We start from the raw sequence: 19,449 nt of genomic DNA, 5'->3' as shown, positions 1-19,449 counted from the left end.
CCGTCCGCCACTCGTCACCCGAGAGCAAGCTCTCTGTGCTACCGTTCGACTTGCATGTGTTAGGCCTGCCGCCAGCGTTCAATCTGAGCCATGATCAAACTCTTCAATTTAAAAGTTTGATGCTCGTGAATTAAACTTCGTAATGAATTACGTGTTCACTCAGAGACTTGGTATTCATTTTTCGTCCGAGGACGTTAAGAATCCATGTCACTTTGAGTGCCCACACAGATTGTCTGATAAATTGTTAAAGAGCAGTGCAACGCGGCTTTCGCTCACCGTTGCGAGGTGGCGTATATTACGCTTTCCTCTTTCAGAGTCAACCCGTTATTTCAGGATTTTTCTCTTCAACCGACCCGGCTGTTTGTGTGAAGTGATTCACATCCGCCGTGTCGATGGAGGCGCATTATAGGGAGTTCTCCGCAGGCCGCAATAGAAAAATTGCAGAAAAATGACTGACTGCTGCATTCCACAGCAAAAGCCCGCCTTATACCCTTTTGCACACAGACTTATCCACAATGCTGCGAAAAAGTGAAAATTCGCGAGCGTTGCGCAAACGTTTTCGTTAAAATGCCCCCGCTAAAACAAGGATGCCCCGTAAGGGGCGTTAGCTGAGTTTTTAGATGAAAATTCAGCTAACGCTCTCTGTAATCGTCAAATCCAGGGGATTTACCATGCAACAACGTCGTCCAATCCGCCGCGCGCTGCTCAGTGTTTCTGACAAAGCCGGTATCGTCGAATTCGCCCAGGCACTTTCTGCACGCGGTGTGGAACTGCTATCTACAGGGGGCACTGCCCGTCTGTTAGCTGATAAAGGCCTGCCGGTGACCGAAGTTTCCGATTACACCGGTTTCCCGGAAATGATGGATGGACGCGTTAAGACCCTGCATCCGAAAGTGCATGGTGGGATCCTTGGCCGCCGCGGCCAGGATGATGCCATCATGGCTGAGCACAGCATCTCTCCTATTGATATGGTCGTTGTTAACCTTTATCCGTTTGCCCAGACCGTTGCCCGCGAAGGCTGTTCTCTGGAAGATGCGGTAGAGAATATCGATATCGGCGGCCCGACTATGGTGCGCTCGGCGGCGAAGAACCATAAAGATGTCGCCATCGTTGTAAAGAGCAGCGACTACAACGCTATTATTGAAGAGATGGATGCCAACGAAGGCTCGCTTCTGCTTGCAACCCGCTTTGACCTCGCGATTAAAGCCTTTGAACACACCGCCGCCTACGACAGCATGATTGCCAACTATTTTGGCAGCATGGTGCCGGCCTATCACGGCGAGACAAAAGAAGCCGCCGGCCGCTTCCCGCGCACCCTGAACCTGAACTTCATTAAGAAGCAGGATATGCGCTACGGCGAAAACAGCCACCAGCAGGCAGCCTTCTATATAGAAGAAGAGATCAAAGAAGCCTCTGTTGCGACCGCGCAGCAAGTTCAGGGCAAAGCGCTTTCCTATAACAATATTGCCGATACCGATGCTGCACTGGAATGTGTGAAAGAGTTCAGCGAGCCGGCCTGCGTTATCGTTAAACATGCTAACCCATGCGGCGTAGCGGTCAGTTCCTCTATTCTGGATGCTTACGATCGCGCTTATAAAACCGACCCGACCTCCGCATTCGGCGGTATCATCGCCTTTAACCGCGAACTGGATGCACAGACCGCGCAGGCTATTATCTCCCGCCAGTTTGTAGAAGTGATCATTGCCCCGTCTGCGACTGAAGAAGCCCTGAAGATCACTGCCGCGAAACAGAACGTCCGCGTGCTGACCTGTGGTGAGTGGACCGCACGCGTCCCGGGTCTTGATTTCAAACGCGTTAACGGCGGCCTGCTGGTTCAGGACCGCGATCTGGGTATGGTGACCGAAGGCGAACTGCGTGTTGTTTCCAAACGCCAGCCGACCGAACAGGAATTGCGTGATGCGCTGTTCTGCTGGAAAGTGGCGAAGTTCGTGAAATCCAACGCTATCGTGTATGCCAAAGAGAACATGACCATTGGCATAGGTGCAGGCCAGATGAGCCGCGTCTACTCCGCGAAAATCGCCGGGATCAAAGCAGGCGATGAAGGTCTGGAAGTGAAAGGTTCCGCGATGGCCTCTGATGCGTTCTTCCCGTTCCGTGATGGTATTGATGCCGCTGCCGCCGTTGGCGTGAGCTGTGTGATTCAGCCAGGCGGTTCTATCCGTGATGACGAAGTGATTGCCGCTGCCGACGAACACGGTATTGCGATGATCTTCACCGACATGCGTCACTTCCGCCATTAATTTTCGGAGCAGACAATGAAAGTATTAGTGATTGGTAACGGCGGGCGCGAGCACGCGCTGGCATGGAAAGCGGCGCAGTCACCGCTGGTCGACACCGTTTTCGTCGCACCGGGCAACGCAGGCACAGCGCTGGAACCCACGCTGCAAAACGTCGCCATTGGCGTAACCGATATTCCGGCGCTGCTGAGCTTTGCTCAGAGCGAGAAGATTGATCTGACCATCGTTGGCCCGGAAGCGCCGCTGGTGATTGGCGTTGTGGATGCGTTCCGTGCCGCAGGGCTGAAAATCTTCGGCCCAACCGAAGGCGCTGCTCAACTGGAAGGCTCTAAAGCCTTCACCAAAGATTTCCTCGCGCGTCATAACATTCCGACAGCGGAATACCAGAACTTCACCGAAGTGGAACCTGCGCTGGCCTGGCTGCGCGAAAAAGGCGCACCGATCGTTATCAAGGCAGACGGTCTGGCTGCCGGTAAAGGCGTGATCGTGGCAATGACGCTTGAGGAAGCCGAAGCAGCCGTCAATGACATGCTGGCAGGCAACGCCTTTGGCGACGCAGGCCACCGCATTGTTATCGAAGAGTTCCTCGACGGTGAAGAAGCCAGCTTTATCGTGATGGTTGACGGTGAGCATGTGCTGCCTATGGCGACCAGCCAGGATCATAAACGCGTCGGTGATGGCGATACCGGTCCGAACACGGGCGGTATGGGCGCTTATTCCCCCGCTCCGGTGGTGACGGATGAAGTCCACCAGCGCACCATGGAACGTATCATTTGGCCGACCGTTAAAGGTATGGCCGCCGAAGGGAATACCTACACCGGCTTCCTGTATGCCGGTCTGATGATCGACAAGCAGGGCAACCCGAAGGTTATCGAGTTCAACTGCCGCTTCGGCGATCCGGAAACCCAGCCGATCATGCTGCGCATGAAATCCGATCTGGTGGATCTGTGTCTCGCAGCCTGCGATGGCAAGCTGGATGAGAAAACCTCCGATTGGGATGAGCGCGCGTCTCTTGGTGTCGTTGTTGCGGCGGGTGGTTATCCGGGTAATTACAACACCGGTGACGAGATCCATGGACTGCCGCTGGAAGAAGTGGCGGATGGCAAAGTCTTCCACGCCGGCACAAAACTTTCCGCCGATGACCGCGTTCTCACCAACGGCGGTCGCGTGCTGTGCGCGACTGCGCTGGGCCACACCGTTGCCGAAGCACAGAAGCGTGCATACGCCTTAATGGAAAATATCCAGTGGGAAGGTAGCTTTAGCCGTAAAGATATCGGTTATCGCGCAATTGCCCGCGAGCAAAACAGCTAACGGCTGAGTTTCGCCAGCAACGTTTTGCGCGTGATGCCCAACTGACGGGCGGCTTCTGTTTTGTTGCCGCCCGTTTTTTCGAGCGCCGCGAGGATCGCTTCTTTCTCTACATCGACCAGCGGCTGAATAACATCATCGCCGTGCGGCTCGTTCGCGACCGGCGTACCGACAATCGCCAGCGGCAGCTCGCGCTCAGAAATAAACTCTCCGGTCAGCAAGACCACCGCCCGTTCAATCGCATTCTCCAGCTCACGAATATTGCCCGGCCATGCGTAGTGAATCAGCAAGTCCATCGCTTGTGGCGTAAATCCCTGTACCGCTTTACGGTTACGCTCGGCGTAACGTTGCAGGAAATAACGCGCCAGCGGAGGGATATCTTCCCTGCGTTGGCGCAGCGGCGGCGTGTCGATAGTCACGACGTTCAGGCGGTAGTAGAGATCCTGACGAAAACGCCCGGCGCTAACCTCCCCGGCTAAATCCCGGTGGGTGGCGGCAATCAGCCGTACGTCAACCGAAAGGGTCTGGTTGCTGCCCACGCGCTGCACTTCGCGCTCCTGAATCGCCCGCAACAGACGCACCTGCATCAACGGCGAAATATCGCCAATTTCATCGAGGAAAAGCGTACCGCCGTCCGCTTCAACGAAGCGCCCGTCCCGACGTTTGTCCGCGCCGGTGAACGCGCCTTTCTCATGGCCAAACAGCTCCGATTCCAGCAACGACTCGTTGAGCGCCGCACAGTTGAGGGTAACCAACGGCCCGTGGCTGCGACCACTGCTGGCGTGCAGTGCCCGTGCGACCAACTCTTTCCCGGTTCCCGACTCGCCGTGAATCAATACCGTCGCATCGGAGGGCGCCACCAGGGCGATATTATTCAGCAGCGCCCGCATCGCCGGGCTATCCCCTACCATGCCAAACTGAGCAGCGGGGGTGCCTGCTACGGGGGACTCGCTCAGCCGCGTGTGCGCCAACGCCCCGGACAGCGTCTGCTGCAGCTTGTCAAAGTCCAGCGGCTTGATGAGGTAGTCCAGTGCACCGGATTTTAGCGCCTCCACTGCGGTATCGACGCTGGAGTACGCGGTCATGATCAGAACAGGAATCGACGGATTCAAGGTTTTGATCTCTTTCAGCGTTTCGATACCGTCCATCTCCGCCATACGGATATCGCAAAGCACCAGATCAAATACCTGCTGACGTACCTGTTCCAGCGCCTGTACGCCGTTATGAGCCAGCGCAACACGGTATCCCCAGCCCCGCAACAGCGCCTGTAAAATAGTGCAGTGGCTGATGTCATCGTCCACCACGAGAATATCGACCTGCCCGCCACTCATCCTTGTTCATCCTTTTGTTGCCCGTTGACCGGTAAAAAGAGAGTAAATACCGCGCCCTTGCCGGGAGCGCTCCCGACATGAATTATTCCGCCGTGCTGCTCAATAATGTTCTGCACGACGGCCAGGCCAAGCCCGGTGCCGTCGGCTCTGGTGGTGTAATACGGCGTGAAGATGGCCTGTAACTGTTCCGCCGTCATCCCCTTACCACTGTCCGCAACGCTTACCTTAACTCGCCCATCACCACATTCGCTCGCTGCGACCGTAATTACGCCATCGTGATCAATGGCATGGATAGCATTAAGGTAGAGGTTCAGCAGTACCTGCTTCAAACGATCCGGATCGGCCTGGATGCGGCATAGCTCTGGCTGCGGGGTGAAATTGAGCATAATCGCCCGACTGGCGGCATCCTGGCTAACCAACCGAAGCGAATGTCTAATCACTTCATTCAGATCAACGGACTGGTAGGTTAAATGGGCCGGACGCACCAGTTCCAGCAGATCACTGACGACCCGGTTCAGACGATCGGCCTCCTTCGCCATCACCTGAGCCAGTTGATGCGCTTCTCCATCAGACGGGGTGCGTTCGGCAAAATACTTTGCCAGCCCTTTGATGGAAGACAGCGGATTGCGGATCTCATGCGCGACCCCTGCGGCCAGATGCCCAAGCGCCACCAGCTTTTCTTTACGCGCCATCGCCTCCTGCAGTTGTTTACGCGAATGCTGATAGCGGCGAAACCAGAACTGGCTTAACACCGTTGCAATCATTACCACCCCTGCCGCGCAAAGCATAATGACCATATTGCGCAGGCCACGAGCATTGGCCGTGTCCAGTTCGCGTGTATCAAAGGCGATGAAAATCACCTGCGGTAGCCCGGCACGCTGTACGGCAGATTCGCGGGGCATCATACGCATATGATGCCCACCACCGCTGGTCAGCGGGCGAAATTGACGATAAATCTCCAGAGCCGGTTCCGGCTGTTCGAGCCGCCGCCAGCGTTCTTCCTGGCCAATATTCAGTTCGTGCATCGTATTGGCGGAGTACAGTGTCCCGCCAACCTGGTTCGGATCACTATGGGCAAGAATTTTGCCGTTCTCATCTGTCACCGCAAACCACAGCACGCCAGGCTGCCAGGCCATCTCCTCCAGCAGTGCCTGAAGTTGCGTATGATGCATACGCATACCCAAGCCCACCCGGGTTCCGGACTCCAGGGCGCGAATCAACACGCTGCCTTTCTCCTGGATAGTCTGCCGCGCGGCCTCATTTTCCCGGCCATAGTCACGCACGATAAGCGCGGAGAACAGGCACACCAGTAGCAGAATAAAGCCGGTCAATAGCCAGCTCAGACCCACGGCGACGGAATCCTTCGACAACCGCATCATGTTCATTACTACTCCCTTTATTTTCTGCTCCCGTTCACGCAGCAGAAATCATGCCATTTTTCTGTCACGGCAAACCTGCCTCCTGCCATAAACCCTTAAGGAAAACGAGTAAAAATGACCCGCCTCGCCCTCATCGTGAGTCATTTTTACTCGCCCCACCGGCCTGTAGCACGACAATACCCCTATATTCTGCTGGTCTCTCATCCTGGCATGGAAGATGCAAATCACTAAATAACGACAACCAGGAGAATGAACCATGAAACGGAACCAAAAACTGACGCTGACACTCATCACCCTCGCCGCGCTGACTTTAGGTAGCAGCTCAGCATGGGCAAGGCACCACTGGAACAACGGCAACGGGATGGGCCCGCAGGGCTATAGCCAACTGACCACCGAACAACAGGCTACTGCCCGGAAGCTGCATAACGATTTTTATGAGCAAACCCGTGCGTTACGTCAGCAACTCACCTCAAAACGTTATGAATACAATGCGTTATTAACCGCAGATAAGCCGGACAGCGCAAAAATAGAATCCGCAGCCCAGGAAATGGAAACGCTAAGCCAAAAACTGGACCAACAGCGAGTCAAGTTTGATATCGCCTTAGCACAGGCAGGAATTCCTCGCGGTGAAGGCATGGGACACGGAAGTTGTGGCGGAGGCCGCGACCATATGGGAATGCATCACGGGTAAAACTTAGAAACTTTTCTCAGTTGGCTGCCAGGTACAAAAATCTTCATTGGCCACCAGCAGCAACTGAGATCCTTCGGGACCTTCCAGCCACGCTACGCCCACTTCCGCCGATGAATGATTCTGCCGACGCTCTATATGGCTGATAGCCAGAGAATCGAGGTCGGGTTTGATGGTTTGACCTTCGCATGTTGTAACGGAACCATTGGCATGCCAACGGCCCTGGCGCAGCACTACACGCCCCAGGCGCAATGCATCGCTGGTCTGCCGGAGCTGGTTCGCACGATAACGGTAGAGCGCGACCTGATCGCTGGAAAGCTGCTCTTTCTGACCATTGACTTCACGCTGCATGAAACTCAGCTCGCCGTGGTCATCAAAGCGCACACGGATGTGTTCCGGTGTTTTACCGTAGATATTCAGTTCAATCAGCCGAAGCTCATCACCCTGCCAGCGGTATTCACTTAAAGAGGTATTCCCGTTGTGCCACGGGCTAAAAGCGGCGAGAAGATGGGTCTCGCTGTCTGAATCTTTGCGCCAAAGGCGCTCTGCTCCCTGGTCCCCGGCATAGCCGCTGGCGGTGAAGGGGGGGAGTGAGGAGTTGTGGCTACAGGCAGTTAATAACAGCACGCCCGCCAGCATCCGTGATCGGCGCCAGAAAGACAAAAGGGGCCGCGAAGCCCCTTCGATAAAACTGTTCACTGCCACGCCTGTCTTACTTAACAGAGTCTTTCAGTGCCTTACCAGAAACAAACGCCGGTACGTTAGCTGCGGCGATTTTGATTTCTTTACCGGTCTGCGGGTTGCGGCCAGTACGCTCAGCGCGGTGGTTCACTTTGAAGGTACCGAAACCAACCAGTTGTACAGCATCGCCTTCTTTCAGAGACTCAGTAATCGCAGCCAGGGTGGATTCCAGAGCAGCTTTCGCTTGCGCTTTAGACAGATCAGCCTTGTCTGCAATTACATCAATCAGTTGAGTCTTGTTCATAAGTTATCCTTTCAATGTGTTTATCGCTTGCTAAGCATCGAGTGCGACGGAAATGCCAGAAAAGCACTCTCCTGCATACACGCACCGATAGCCACTTTTTTTCGCCCCCCAAATGTAGACCAGACGGGGGTGCGAAGGGAAGCCTCCCAGGACGACAAAACAGGCGTTAAATCACGTTTTGTTGTCTCATTGCTGCAAATTTATACCGATATTACTGTCCCCGGCCTCACGCAGGTCTGCGCGCAGGCCTTTGATCAGTTCAATATCGCGTTCTTCACAAGCAGCCAAAAGGCGGAAAATCTCCCACTGAATGTCCCATTCCTGCTCCACCGCTGGGTTTTCTTTGAGCTCTTCGTCGGTCATTTCGCGACCTGCATGAGTCATTTCCAGCATCGCAACGGTGGTAATAGACGTCTTGCTAACCTCAATTGCGTACTCTGTCGATTCACCGCTCAGGAGAGCATGAATAAGATCGCTTAGCGCCACACAAGCATCAATCGCCGGGTAGACACCGTACATATCGTAGTCGTCAGCCGAAGGAATTGCCTCTTCCAGCTTCTCAAGCTGGTTATCGAAATTCACCTTTGCATCTTTTACCGTCAGCGTTTCCCACACCAAATCGAGAATGCGGCGATAAAGCTGCGGGTCGCCAAACTCCGTTTCCTGGCAGAACATGGCGTAATTGGGATACATGCGCTCGCAAAGAGAGGCCATAAAGGTGACGTGCTGCCACGTTGCCAGCTTCTCCAGACGCAGGTGAATCGGGTTTTGTAACATGATAGGTTCTCTGATGCAGAAATTAGCGGCAGTGTACCTGAATCAACGCTGAATTTCCTGCCAACGCGCGAATGCAGGGCGGCCCGATGCGACAGCGTCGGCCCAACGGGTCGGTTCAGGTAGCCGATAGCCTTTCATGCAACGCTGCACCCAGGCCAGCGCGGTATCCGTGCTCACCCGATGCCCTGTCGCCACGAAAAGAGGGTTACAGCGCGCCTTACTGCGCCAGACCCATGCCAGTTGCTCGCCTTTGTCCATCAGCGGTGCCAGGGCGCCCGGTTCGTCAGAGAGTGGCTCAAACTTACCGCACAGCCGTTTTTTCGCCACGCCAATGGTTGGCACATCCACCAGCAGGCCAAAATGGCTGGCAACCCCCAGACGACGGGGATGTGATATTCCATGGCCATCGACAAATAGCAGATCTGGTTTTTGTGAGAGTTGCTCCCACGCCGCAAGCAGCGCGGGATATTCACGGAAAGAGAGAAAGCCGGGGATATAAGGCATCGTGGTCGCAATACGCGCCACTTTATACTCAACCAGTTCCAGTTCAGGCCAGGTCAACAGCACCATCGCGGCACGCGTCACTTCGCCGCCTTGCTCAAACCCTACATCCGCACCGCCGATCAGAGCGGGAGGATCTTTTTCCAGACGATCCTCACGGGAAACAGAAGAGGCCAGTTCAATTTGTTGAGCGCGTAGCGACGCGAGATCCATAACGACTCCTTACTTGTGATACTGGGCTGAGAGTCTGTGCACCGCCTCCACAAATACGCCAGCATGTTCTGGCGGCACATCCTGATGGATGCCGTGACCGAGGTTGAACACATGCCCTTCACCCTGACCGAAACCAGCAAGTATAGACGCCACTTCGTCTTCGATGCGGGCAGGTGCGGCATAAAGCATCGAAGGATCCATGTTGCCCTGCAGTGCCACTTTGTGGCCGACACGGCGGCGTGCATCGCTGATATCTGTCGTCCAGTCGAGACCCAGAGCGTCACAACCCGTCTCCGCCATCGCTTCCAGCCACTGCCCACCGCCTTTGGTAAACAGCGTCACCGGTACGCGTTTGCCCTCGTTTTCACGCAGCAGGCCGTCGACAATTTTATGCATGTAATAGAGCGAGAACTGCTTGTAATCGCGCCCGGTCAGCACACCGCCCCAGGTGTCGAAAATCATCACCGATTGCGCACCCGCTTTGATCTGCGCGTTGAGGTACAGGGTGACGCTGCTGGCCAGTTTATCAAGCAACAAATGCAGCGTTTGCGGTTCGGCGTACATCATCTTTTTAATAACGGTAAAGGCTTTACTGCTGCCGCCTTCCACCATATAGGTTGCCAGCGTCCACGGGCTGCCAGAGAAACCGATCAGCGGCACTTCACCTTTCAGTTCACGGCGGATGGTACGCACGGCGTTCATGACGTAACCCAGTTCCTGCTCCGGGTCCGGCACGGGCAGTTTTTCAACATCTGCACGACAGGTAATGGGGGAGGTAAAACGTGGGCCTTCGCCCGCCTCGAAATAGAGCCCTAATCCCATCGCGTCCGGGATGGTCAGGATGTCGGAAAAAAGAATGGCCGCATCCAGCTTGTAGCGACGCAAAGGCTGAAGGGTGACTTCGCACGCCAGTTCGGCATTTTTGCACAGCGACATAAAATCACCCGCCTGTGCGCGCGTCGCTTTGTACTCCGGGAGATAGCGACCAGCCTGACGCATCATCCATACTGGCGTCACATCCACGGGCTGGCGCAGAAGTGCGCGAAGGTAGCGATCGTTTTTTAATTCGGTCATGTTTACAGTTCCTTATTGCGTCAGCCCGCCAGTGTAACACTACTCGTTCTTTACTCGTATTCTGCCCGGCACTGCGCCACCGTATCTTCAATCAAACGACGGGCAACAGTACCACGCGGAGGCAACAGCGGCAGGTCGTCGAAGCGGTACCAGCCCGCATCCAGCAGCTCTTTAGGATCGATAACAATCTCCCCGCTGTCATATTCCGCCATAAAAGCCGTCATTAGCGATTGCGGGAAAGGCCAGGGCTGAGAGGTGATGTAACGCAGGTTTTTCACTTTGATGCCGCTCTCTTCCATCACTTCACGCGCGACGGCCTGTTCCAGCGTTTCGCCCACTTCGACGAAACCGGCCAGAACGGTGTAAATACCATTGCGATGACGGGTGTGCTGAGCCAACAGAATTTTATCATCGCGACGAATGGCAACGATAATGCAGGGCGCAATCTGCGGGTAATAACGTTCGCGGCAGTGGTCACATAACATGGCCCACTCTGTCTTGCTGGGGTGCATAGTATGTCCGCAATACCCACAAAACTTATGTGAGCGGTAAAACTCAGCCAGTTGAACACCACGCCCGGCCAGTTGAAACAATCCAGCATCCTGTTCAATCACCTGGCGGACAGTTCCCATCTCCTGCCGACGATTCTGGCGGATCATCCACACAGGTTCGCCTTCCCATTCGCCTATCTGGAGTGCGCTTTGCCCCACAAGATCGAAATTTCCTGCATTACCGAGTGGTAATTCTCCCCCGGGCAACCATAATTTTTGTTCATGGCTTACGATCCACCAGCCATGATCTGATGACTCGATAATACGATGCATTTGTTTGCACTACCTTAGCTTTACTGGCATGTTGTTAACATTATTATTACATTCGAGCGTTTTTTAATCTTAATATTGCGGAGTCAATTATGCTAAACCAGTTAGCAACCCTGGCGGAACGAATTGGAGGAAGTAACGAACTGGTCGACAACTGGCTGTATAACCGAAAACAGCTACTGGTTCATTACTACAACCTGGTTGGCATAACACCTGGAAAAGGCTCGTACATGCAGCTGAATGAAAAAGCGCTGGACGAATTTTGTCATAACCTGGTTGAATACCTTTCCGCCGGTCATTTTAATATTTATGAACGGATTATCGGGGAAATGGAAGGGACCAGCCCACTTTTAGCCTCCACGCAGATTTACCCTCTCCTCGAAGCCAATACCCTGGAAATTATGGAGTACTACGACTCCAGCCTGGAAAACGCTATCGATGATGACAATTACGCTGAATTTCAGCAGGCGCTGTCTGATATCGGCGAAGCGCTTGCAGCCCGCTTTTCGCTTGAAGACAAGTTGATCGTACTGGCATACGACAACAATCTTAAAGACGGCGCCAACGACGAAAGTGGAATGGCGCGTCCTGCTTGAGTTCTTTCTGATTAACGCGTAGTTTAAAAAACAGTCCCCGTCTTCGGACGGGGTTTTTCTTGTCGGAGTGCCTATATTTCCACAAAAGCATTCGCGATGCCCTAAGAGGCGGCGCGAAGGATGAAGTGGAAAAGGCTGAGACCGTTAATTCGGGATCCGCGGAACCTGATCAGGTTAGAACCTGCGAAGGGAACAAGAGTAATCCATTCACACCAATCACCCTTGCGGTGATCTGTTGTTATTACTCCATCCGTCGTCTGACAAGCCATGTCCTTAACATTTGGAATGAGCTATGTCTGCAAATCAACTTACACGCCGTGAACAACGCGCCCAGGCGCAGCATTTTATCGACACGCTGGAAGGCACCGCTTTCCCGAACTCAAAACGTATCTACATCATCGGCTCACAGCCTGATATTCGTGTTCCGATGCGCGAAATTCAGCTTAGCCCGACGCTTATCGGCGGCTCGAAAGATAACCCTCAATACGAAGAAAACGAGGCGATTCCGGTCTATGACACGTCCGGTCCCTATGGCGACCCGAATGTGGCTATCGATGTACAGCAGGGGCTGGCGAAACTGCGTCAGCCGTGGATCGATGCCCGCGACGATACCGAAAAACTGCGCGATCGCAGTTCGGTATACACCAAAGAGCGGCTTGCGGATGACGGCCTGAACGACCTGCGCTTTAGCGGCTTACTGACACCGAAACGGGCCAAAGCGGGCCAGCGCGTCACCCAGTTGCATTATGCGCGTCAGGGGATGGTGACCCCGGAGATGGAGTTTATCGCCATCCGTGAAAATATGGGCCGCGAGCGTATCCGCGGTGAGGTGTTGCGCCAGCAGCATCCTGGCCACGGCTTTGGCGCTAACCTGCCAGAAAATATCACCCCGGAATTTGTGCGCGACGAAGTGGCTGCCGGACGCGCCATCATCCCCGCCAACATCAACCACCCGGAGTCGGAACCGATGATCATCGGCCGCAATTTCCTGGTGAAGGTTAATGCCAACATCGGCAACTCGGCGGTCACCTCCTCCATCGAGGAAGAGGTGGAAAAACTGGTCTGGTCAACCCGCTGGGGTGCCGATACGGTGATGGATCTGTCGACAGGCCGCTATATTCACGAAACCCGCGAGTGGATCCTGCGTAACAGCCCGGTGCCAATTGGTACTGTACCGATCTACCAGGCGCTGGAGAAGGTGAACGGCATCGCCGAAAACCTGACATGGGAAGCGTTCCGCGACACCCTGCTGGAGCAGGCTGAGCAAGGCGTGGACTACTTCACCATCCACGCGGGCGTATTGCTGCGCTACGTGCCGATGACCGCCAAACGCCTGACCGGCATCGTGTCACGCGGCGGTTCGATTATGGCGAAATGGTGCTTATCCCATCACAAAGAGAATTTCCTCTACGAGCACTTCCGCGAAATCTGCGAAATCTGCGCCGCCTATGATGTCTCACTGTCACTGGGCGATGGCCTGCGACCCGGCTCCATTCAGGACGCCAACGACGAAGCGCAATTCGCCGAGCTGCACACGCTGGGCGAGCTGACCAAAATTGCCTGGGAATACGATGTGCAGGTGATGATTGAAGGCCCAGGCCACGTACCGATGCAGATGATCCGCCGCAATATGACCGAAGAGCTGGAGCACTGCCATGAGGCGCCGTTCTACACGTTGGGGCCGTTGACGACCGATATCGCGCCGGGTTACGACCACTTCACCTCCGGGATTGGCGCGGCGATGATCGGCTGGTTTGGCTGCGCCATGCTCTGCTATGTCACGCCAAAAGAGCACCTCGGTTTGCCAAACAAAGAGGATGTGAAGCAAGGGCTGATTACCTACAAGATCGCCGCGCATGCCGCGGATCTCGCCAAAGGCCATCCCGGCGCGCAGATCCGCGATAACGCCATGTCCAAAGCACGTTTCGAATTCCGCTGGGAAGACCAGTTCAACCTGGCGCTCGACCCGTTCACCGCCCGTGCGTATCACGATGAAACCCTGCCGCAGGAGTCGGGCAAAGTTGCTCACTTCTGCTCCATGTGCGGGCCGAAATTCTGCTCAATGAAAATCAGCCAGGAAGTACGCGATTACGCCGCAGCCCAGACCATCGAAGTGGGGATGGCGGATATGTCAGAAAACTTCCGCGCCAAAGGCGGTGAGATCTATCTCAAAAAGGAGGAGGTCTGATGTATCAACCCGATTTCCCGAGAGTGCCCCTTCGCTTAGGCCTTTACCCGGTGGTGGACAGCGTGGCGTGGATTGAACGCCTGCTCGACGCCGGCGTGCGCACCATCCAGTTGCGTATCAAAGATAAACGCGATGAAGAGGTTGAAGCCGACGTTGTAGCGGCCATTGCACTGGGGCGTCGTTACGATGCCCGCTTGTTTATCAACGACTACTGGCGGCTGGCGATAAAACATAACGCTTACGGTGTACATCTGGGTCAGGAAGACCTGGAAACCACCGATTTGAAGGCGATCCAGGCTGCGGAATTATGCCTCGGCGTATCGACTCACGACGATATGGAAATTGACGTGGCGCTCGCCGCACGCCCGTCCTATATCGCCCTGGGACATGTCTTCCCGACGCAGACGAAACAGATGCCCTCCGCGCCGCAGGGGCTGGAGCAACTGGCGCGGCATATCGAAAGGCTTGCCGATTATCCGACCGTCGCCATCGGCGGGATAAGCCTTGCCCGTGCGCCCGAAGTGCTGGGAACTGGCGTTGGCAGCATTGCGGTCGTCAGCGCGATTACGCAGGCGGCTGACTGGCGTGAGGCAACGGCGCAATTACTGGCTCTGGCGGGGGTTGGCGATGAATGATCGTGACTTTATGCGCTATAGCCGCCAGATGTTGCTGGAAGATATTGCCATCGACGGGCAACAAAAGTTGCTCGCCAGCCGGGTGCTGATTATCGGGTTGGGCGGGTTAGGTTCCCCCGCAGCGCTCTACCTGGCGGGCGCTGGCGTGGGTACGCTGGTGCTGGCCGACGACGACGATGTGCATCTGAGTAATCTGCAGCGGCAAATCGTGTTTACCACTGACGACATCGCCCGGTCGAAATCGCAGGTCACCAAACAGCGCCTGGGGCGGCTGAACCCGGAAATTTCGCTGATCGCCCTTGAGCAGCGCCTTTCCGGCGAGGCGTTGCGCCACGCGGTGGACAGTGCCGATTTGGTACTCGATTGCACCGATAACATGGCGACTCGTCAGGCGATTAATGCCGCCTGCGTCAGCACCGGTACACCGTTGATTACCGCCAGCGCCGTGGGTTTCGGGGGGCAGTTGATGGTGCTCACACCGCCGTGGACCCATGGTTGCTATCGCTGTTTGTGGCCAGATGAACAGGAGCCCGAACGCAACTGCCGTACCGCCGGTGTGATCGGCCCGGTGGTTGGTGTGATGGGCACCCTTCAGGCACTCGAAGCGATCAAGCTTCTGAGCGGTATGAATACCAACACCAGCGAGTTACGTCTGTTTGATGCCCGCGCCAACAACTGGCGCAGTCTGGCATTACGCCGGGCCAGCGGCTGCCCGGTTTGCGGAGGGCTGCATGCACATTCAGTTCAATGACACGCCCATGCAGCTTGACGACGCGCTGACCGTCTCGGCCCTGTTACAGCAACTCGATCAGCTAAAACCCGGCGCCGCGCTGGCGCTTAATCAGCAAATTCTTCCGCGCGAGCGGTGGGAAGCGCATATCGTGCAGGACGGCGACCAGATCCTGCTTTTTCAGGTTATCGCAGGGGGCTGAGATGTTACGCATTGCAGATAAACAATTTGATTCACACCTGTTTACCGGTACCGGGAAATTTGCCAACGCAGCGCTGATGGTCGATGCCATCCGCGCGTCCGGCAGCCAGCTAGTCACACTGGCGATGAAGCGTGTCGATTTGCGTCAACATAACGATGCCATCCTCGCGCCACTGCTGGCAGCAGGCGTCACGCTACTGCCTAACACATCAGGGGCGAAAACGGCGCAAGAAGCTATTTTTGCCGCCCAACTGGCGCGTGAAGCGCTGGGTACCCACTGGCTGAAACTGGAAATCCACCCCGATGCGCGCTGGCTTTTGCCGGATCCTATCGAGACGCTAAAGGCGGCAGAAGCACTGGTGAAACAGGGGTTTGTCGTGCTGCCTTACTGTGGCGCAGACCCGGTGTTATGCAAGCGTCTTGAAGAGGTCGGTTGTGCCGCCGTCATGCCGCTGGGTGCTCCCATTGGCTCCAACCAGGGACTGGAAACGCGGGCGATGCTGGAGATCATCATCGAGCAGGCAACCGTACCGGTGGTGGTTGATGCCGGTATCGGCGTACCCAGCCATGCGACACAGGCACTGGAAATGGGTGCTGATGCCGTATTGGTGAATACGGCGATTGCCGTGGCCGACGATCCGGTAACAATGGCGCATGCGTTCCGTCTGGCAGTTGAGGCCGGCATGCTGGCACGCCAGGCGGTCCCCGGCGCGCGCCACTCCCAAGCCGTGGCCACCAGCCCGTTGACCGGTTTTCTGGAGGCCAGCGCATGAAGACGTTTACCGATTACTGGCACACGCTGAACTGGGATGATCTTCGGCTACGCATTAACAGTAAGACGGCAGCCGATGTAGAGCGAGCCCTGAATGCCACGCGCCTGACCCGCGATGACCTCATGGCCCTGCTCTCTCCTGCTGCCAGCGCATATCTGGAACCTCTGGCACAAAAAGCGCAGCGCCTCACGCGCCAGCGCTTTGGCAACACGGTGAGCTTTTACGTCCCGTTGTACCTTTCTAATTTATGCGCCAACGACTGTACCTACTGCGGTTTTTCGATGAGTAACCATATCAAGCGCAAGACGCTCGATGAATCAGAGATCGCGCGCGAATGTGCAGCCATCCGCGAAATGGGCTTTGAACATTTGCTGCTGGTCACCGGCGAGCATCAGGGAAAAGTGGGAATGGACTATTTCCGCCGTCACCTGCCAACCATTCGTCGCCAGTTCGCTTCTTTGCAAATGGAAGTACAGCCACTCTCCATGGAGGAATACGCCGAACTGAAAACGCTGGGGCTGGATGGCGTCATGGTGTATCAGGAAACCTGGCATGAAGCACAGTATGCCCGGCATCATCTGCGCGGCAAGAAACAGGATTTTTTCTGGCGACTGGAGACGCCGGACAGGCTCGGTCAGGCGGGTATCGATAAAATCGGTCTTGGCGCGCTGATTGGCCTTTCCGATAGCTGGCGGGTGGACTGCTACATGATGGCCGAGCATTTGTTGTGGTTACAGCAGCACTACTGGCAAAGCCGTTTTTCTGTTTCCTTTCCCCGCTTACGCCCCTGCGCTGGCGGGATCGAGCCGGCTTCTCTTATGGACGAACGTCAACTGGTGCAGACCATTTGCGCTTTCCGCCTCTTTTCGCCGGAAATCGAACTGTCACTCTCAACACGTGAATCACCCTGGTTTCGTGATCATGTGGTACCGCTGGCCATTAATAACGTCAGCGCGTTTTCCAAAACGCAGCCCGGCGGTTATGCCGATAATCATCCGGAACTGGAACAGTTTTCACCGCATGATGACCGGCGGCCAGAAGAGGTGGCCAGCGCACTGACAGCGCGTGGTTTACAGCCCGTGTGGAAAGACTGGGACAGTTGGCTGGGAAGAACGCCGCAAGAAAATGGCAACGTTGCCGTTACGCGCTGATATCTTTCGGGACACTGCGCATCACACTCATCGGGGCGTTGTCGATTACGCCCCGGCTCTCTTTGGTTAACCTCGCTTTCCCGTCGCTTGATATAAATCAGTCACCCCCGCGTTTCCCGGCGCAAACTTCACTTCATTTATACCTCATGGTGTAACATTAACCGATTGAATAGATTAACAGCACTGAACGTCTTTTTTATTTACCGCGCCACGCTTGCCTATACTTTCCAGGTCACTGTCTAACGCTCTCGAAGATAACGAACATGTATAGCCGAAAACTTTCGTTCACTACCCCCATTCTGGTGAGTTTTACCGGCATCTTTCTTTGCCTGTCCGTCATTGCCACGCTGGTCATTTTAAGCCAAAGGAAAGACATTACTGATAACTATCACAAGGTTAATCAGACATTTACGCATAACATTGCGGTCAACTATGCCGAAGCCGTTTTTCAGGAGAATGACTATATTCTCAACCAGGCCGCAGCCTACTTTTCCCGTTATAACCGCCTCGATAGCGCGGTAAATTTCACCTCGCCTGAGGGATTACAATCCCTGATGCAGTTACTGCGGCTAATGCCCTCTGTCTCCTCTATTTCACTGGCCGATCCACAGGGCCGTTACCTGCGCGCCCCGGTGGTGTTTGATAGCGAAGAGGGTCAGCGTTATGACGCCAAAACCCGCCCCTGGTTCGTTCGTCAGGCCGAGGCGACGTCGTACAGCAAATACACGGATATTTACGAAGATTACTTTACCCATCATCCGACAGTGACGGTATATAAGCCCGTCGTCTCCCCGGAGGGCAATCTCAAAGGCACGCTGGCTTTTCACCTGGATCTGGCCTCTATCAGCCATGGATTACGAACCATGCAATCCCCCATGCAAGGGGAGTTTTTTGTGGTGGACCGTAGCGGTCATGTCATGCTGCACCCGGATACGGGCGTCCTTTTTGAGGCGTTTTCCCAGCAGTCGCGAATGAAAGAGATGAACAGCGGCGAGGGCATGTTTCATGACGAACGACGTAACACCTGGCTTTATTACAGCTCGCTAACCAATCCGGACTGGTTTGCCATCTATATCGTACCGGGCGATACGCTGGAAAATCTCCTGCGCGATGAAACGCTGGTGGTCGGTTGGGGGTTTGGCGTTGCGGCCATGACTATTATCCTGTTCGGTCTGTATCTGCGCTACGCTTCCCGCACAGTCCTGCTCAATATCATTAATGCGATTAAAACCGGGGATGTGCAGCAGACACCGAAGCTGGAGGCGATGCTAAGCAAAGCGATAGTCAGTAGCAAAGAACGGGAGCAGGTCTGGGTCAGGCAGGCCACGATGGATGCCCTGACAAACTGCAAGAATCGCCGGGCATTCGATAGCGACATCGCCGCCCTGATGAACGATCACCAACCCTTCGCGCTGGCGATGGTCGATATTGATAACTTCAAATCGATAAACGATACCTGGGGACACCTGAGCGGCGACATTGTGCTGCGTAATGTTGCCCGGGAAGGGTTGCAAGTGCTGCAGTCACAACATATCTCGCTCTACCGTTACGGCGGCGAAGAGTTTGCGGTTATTTTCCCCGAAGAGCACATCGCCAACGCGCGTCAGATACTGGAGCAGTGGCGTATTAACGTGGCAAGCCGTGAGTGGCGTGAAGAGGGAATGACCGTGACATTCAGCGCCGGATTGGGTGAGTGGCAAATGGAGCCGCTGGAGCAACTGGTGAATAGCGTTGATGAGGCGCTCTACCAGGCGAAACAGCAAGGCAAAAACCAAATCGTATTGCGTAATAAGTCGCTTCCCGCCGATTCGTCAACCTCCTTGTAACCGGTTTCAGACAG

The 19,449-nt window shown here is 55.2% G+C and carries 19 protein-coding genes, 1 rRNA gene and 1 riboswitch; of the genes, 11 read left to right on the top strand and 9 right to left on the bottom strand.

Annotated features, from left to right (window positions below; genetic code table 11):
- Positions 1-110 (bottom strand): 16S ribosomal RNA (locus ABU190_RS26425); the annotation flags it as partial.
- A gap of 561 nt (positions 111-671) precedes the next feature.
- Between ABU190_RS26425 and purH the strand changes: the two genes are divergently transcribed.
- Together purH and purD are read left to right on the top strand one after the other, a co-directional pair.
- Complete coding sequence (gene purH, locus ABU190_RS26420) at positions 672-2,261, top strand: bifunctional phosphoribosylaminoimidazolecarboxamide formyltransferase/IMP cyclohydrolase (RefSeq protein ID WP_354692841.1); 1,590 nt, start codon at positions 672-674, stop codon at positions 2,259-2,261.
- Between the two features lie 15 nt (positions 2,262-2,276).
- Positions 2,277-3,569: a phosphoribosylamine--glycine ligase gene (gene purD / locus ABU190_RS26415; protein ID WP_354692840.1), complete on the top strand. Its 1,293-nt coding sequence runs from the start codon at positions 2,277-2,279 to the stop codon at positions 3,567-3,569.
- Here the strand turns inward: purD and zraR are convergent.
- Positions 3,566-4,897: a sigma-54-dependent response regulator transcription factor ZraR gene (gene zraR / locus ABU190_RS26410; protein ID WP_354692839.1), complete on the bottom strand. Its 1,332-nt coding sequence runs from the start codon at positions 4,895-4,897 to the stop codon at positions 3,566-3,568. The two genes, purD and zraR, sit on opposite strands and share 4 nt — an antisense overlap.
- Positions 4,894-6,282 carry a two-component system sensor histidine kinase ZraS gene (gene zraS / locus ABU190_RS26405; protein ID WP_354692838.1) on the bottom strand — a complete coding sequence of 463 codons (1,389 nt, stop codon included), beginning with the start codon at positions 6,280-6,282 and terminating at the stop codon, positions 4,894-4,896. Before zraS ends, zraR begins: the two co-directional genes overlap by 4 nt.
- A gap of 250 nt (positions 6,283-6,532) precedes the next feature.
- Between zraS and zraP the strand changes: the two genes are divergently transcribed.
- The gene (gene zraP, locus ABU190_RS26400; protein WP_354692837.1) at positions 6,533-6,967 is read left to right on the top strand and encodes a zinc resistance sensor/chaperone ZraP; all 435 of its coding nucleotides are present in this window, start codon (positions 6,533-6,535) and stop codon (positions 6,965-6,967) included.
- Positions 6,968-6,970: 3 nt separating this feature from the next.
- Here zraP and ABU190_RS26395 read toward each other — a convergent pair whose 3' ends face one another.
- The 6 genes from ABU190_RS26395 to nudC form a co-directional block, all read right to left on the bottom strand.
- Complete coding sequence (locus ABU190_RS26395) at positions 6,971-7,663, bottom strand: DUF1481 domain-containing protein (RefSeq protein ID WP_354692836.1); 693 nt, start codon at positions 7,661-7,663, stop codon at positions 6,971-6,973.
- Between the two features lie 13 nt (positions 7,664-7,676).
- Entirely contained in the window at positions 7,677-7,949 is a 273-nt protein-coding gene (gene hupA, locus ABU190_RS26390; protein ID WP_035890328.1) for a nucleoid-associated protein HU-alpha, read from the bottom strand.
- 186 nt (positions 7,950-8,135) lie between these two features.
- Complete coding sequence (locus ABU190_RS26385) at positions 8,136-8,726, bottom strand: YjaG family protein (RefSeq protein ID WP_071193735.1); 591 nt, start codon at positions 8,724-8,726, stop codon at positions 8,136-8,138.
- A 42-nt stretch (positions 8,727-8,768) separates the two neighbouring features.
- The gene (gene nfi, locus ABU190_RS26380; protein WP_039076843.1) at positions 8,769-9,440 is read right to left on the bottom strand and encodes a deoxyribonuclease V; all 672 of its coding nucleotides are present in this window, start codon (positions 9,438-9,440) and stop codon (positions 8,769-8,771) included.
- A gap of 9 nt (positions 9,441-9,449) precedes the next feature.
- Positions 9,450-10,514: a uroporphyrinogen decarboxylase gene (gene hemE / locus ABU190_RS26375; protein ID WP_071193734.1), complete on the bottom strand. Its 1,065-nt coding sequence runs from the start codon at positions 10,512-10,514 to the stop codon at positions 9,450-9,452.
- A 50-nt stretch (positions 10,515-10,564) separates the two neighbouring features.
- A complete protein-coding gene (gene nudC, locus ABU190_RS26370; protein ID WP_354692835.1) occupies positions 10,565-11,338 on the bottom strand; it encodes an NAD(+) diphosphatase in 774 nt (257 codons plus the stop codon).
- Positions 11,339-11,427: 89 nt separating this feature from the next.
- Between nudC and rsd the strand changes: the two genes are divergently transcribed.
- From rsd to ABU190_RS26330, 8 genes are all read left to right on the top strand, one after another.
- On the top strand, positions 11,428-11,931 hold the full coding sequence (rsd, locus tag ABU190_RS26365) for a sigma D regulator (protein ID WP_271851708.1): 504 nt from the start codon (positions 11,428-11,430) through the stop codon (positions 11,929-11,931).
- 53 nt (positions 11,932-11,984) lie between these two features.
- A riboswitch (TPP riboswitch) is annotated at positions 11,985-12,140 on the top strand.
- A gap of 83 nt (positions 12,141-12,223) precedes the next feature.
- The gene (thiC, locus tag ABU190_RS26360) at positions 12,224-14,119 is read left to right on the top strand and encodes a phosphomethylpyrimidine synthase ThiC (RefSeq protein ID WP_354692834.1); all 1,896 of its coding nucleotides are present in this window, start codon (positions 12,224-12,226) and stop codon (positions 14,117-14,119) included.
- Positions 14,119-14,754: a thiamine phosphate synthase gene (thiE, locus tag ABU190_RS26355; RefSeq protein ID WP_354692833.1), complete on the top strand. Its 636-nt coding sequence runs from the start codon at positions 14,119-14,121 to the stop codon at positions 14,752-14,754. Before thiC ends, thiE begins: the two co-directional genes overlap by 1 nt.
- On the top strand, positions 14,747-15,505 hold the full coding sequence (gene thiF / locus ABU190_RS26350) for a thiazole biosynthesis adenylyltransferase ThiF (RefSeq protein ID WP_354692832.1): 759 nt from the start codon (positions 14,747-14,749) through the stop codon (positions 15,503-15,505). Before thiE ends, thiF begins: the two co-directional genes overlap by 8 nt.
- Positions 15,486-15,686, top strand: a complete 201-nt coding sequence (thiS, locus tag ABU190_RS26345) for a sulfur carrier protein ThiS (protein WP_039076850.1) — start codon at positions 15,486-15,488, stop codon at positions 15,684-15,686. The genes thiF and thiS overlap by 20 nt, the downstream gene beginning before the upstream one ends.
- Position 15,687: 1 nt before the next feature.
- Positions 15,688-16,458, top strand: coding sequence for a thiazole synthase (gene thiG / locus ABU190_RS26340; RefSeq protein WP_354692831.1), 771 nt, complete (start codon positions 15,688-15,690; stop codon positions 16,456-16,458).
- A complete protein-coding gene (thiH, locus tag ABU190_RS26335; RefSeq protein ID WP_354692830.1) occupies positions 16,455-17,609 on the top strand; it encodes a 2-iminoacetate synthase ThiH in 1,155 nt (384 codons plus the stop codon). Before thiG ends, thiH begins: the two co-directional genes overlap by 4 nt.
- A gap of 263 nt (positions 17,610-17,872) precedes the next feature.
- Positions 17,873-19,435, top strand: a complete 1,563-nt coding sequence (locus tag ABU190_RS26330) for a diguanylate cyclase (protein ID WP_354692829.1) — start codon at positions 17,873-17,875, stop codon at positions 19,433-19,435.
- Positions 19,436-19,449: the final 14 nt, after the last annotated feature.

This window comes from Phytobacter sp. RSE-02, assembly GCF_040578655.1.
In the GTDB taxonomy this organism is placed as follows: Bacteria; Pseudomonadota; Gammaproteobacteria; order Enterobacterales; family Enterobacteriaceae; genus Phytobacter; species Phytobacter diazotrophicus.
This window is presented reverse-complemented; position numbering and strand designations above follow the sequence as displayed.

Coding starts and splice junctions, on each gene's coding strand:
- purH (WP_354692841.1), top strand. CDS start 672: ATGCAACAACGTCGTCCAATCCGCCGCGCGCTGCTCAGTGTTTCTGAC.
- purD (WP_354692840.1), top strand. CDS start 2,277: ATGAAAGTATTAGTGATTGGTAACGGCGGGCGCGAGCACGCGCTGGCA.
- zraR (WP_354692839.1), bottom strand. CDS start 4,897: ATGAGTGGCGGGCAGGTCGATATTCTCGTGGTGGACGATGACATCAGC.
- zraS (WP_354692838.1), bottom strand. CDS start 6,282: ATGAACATGATGCGGTTGTCGAAGGATTCCGTCGCCGTGGGTCTGAGC.
- zraP (WP_354692837.1), top strand. CDS start 6,533: ATGAAACGGAACCAAAAACTGACGCTGACACTCATCACCCTCGCCGCG.
- hupA (WP_035890328.1), bottom strand. CDS start 7,949: ATGAACAAGACTCAACTGATTGATGTAATTGCAGACAAGGCTGATCTG.
- ABU190_RS26385 (WP_071193735.1), bottom strand. CDS start 8,726: ATGTTACAAAACCCGATTCACCTGCGTCTGGAGAAGCTGGCAACGTGG.
- nfi (WP_039076843.1), bottom strand. CDS start 9,440: ATGGATCTCGCGTCGCTACGCGCTCAACAAATTGAACTGGCCTCTTCT.
- hemE (WP_071193734.1), bottom strand. CDS start 10,514: ATGACCGAATTAAAAAACGATCGCTACCTTCGCGCACTTCTGCGCCAG.
- nudC (WP_354692835.1), bottom strand. CDS start 11,338: ATGCATCGTATTATCGAGTCATCAGATCATGGCTGGTGGATCGTAAGC.
- rsd (WP_271851708.1), top strand. CDS start 11,428: ATGCTAAACCAGTTAGCAACCCTGGCGGAACGAATTGGAGGAAGTAAC.
- thiC (WP_354692834.1), top strand. CDS start 12,224: ATGTCTGCAAATCAACTTACACGCCGTGAACAACGCGCCCAGGCGCAG.
- thiE (WP_354692833.1), top strand. CDS start 14,119: ATGTATCAACCCGATTTCCCGAGAGTGCCCCTTCGCTTAGGCCTTTAC.
- thiF (WP_354692832.1), top strand. CDS start 14,747: ATGAATGATCGTGACTTTATGCGCTATAGCCGCCAGATGTTGCTGGAA.
- thiS (WP_039076850.1), top strand. CDS start 15,486: ATGCACATTCAGTTCAATGACACGCCCATGCAGCTTGACGACGCGCTG.
- thiG (WP_354692831.1), top strand. CDS start 15,688: ATGTTACGCATTGCAGATAAACAATTTGATTCACACCTGTTTACCGGT.
- thiH (WP_354692830.1), top strand. CDS start 16,455: ATGAAGACGTTTACCGATTACTGGCACACGCTGAACTGGGATGATCTT.
- ABU190_RS26330 (WP_354692829.1), top strand. CDS start 17,873: ATGTATAGCCGAAAACTTTCGTTCACTACCCCCATTCTGGTGAGTTTT.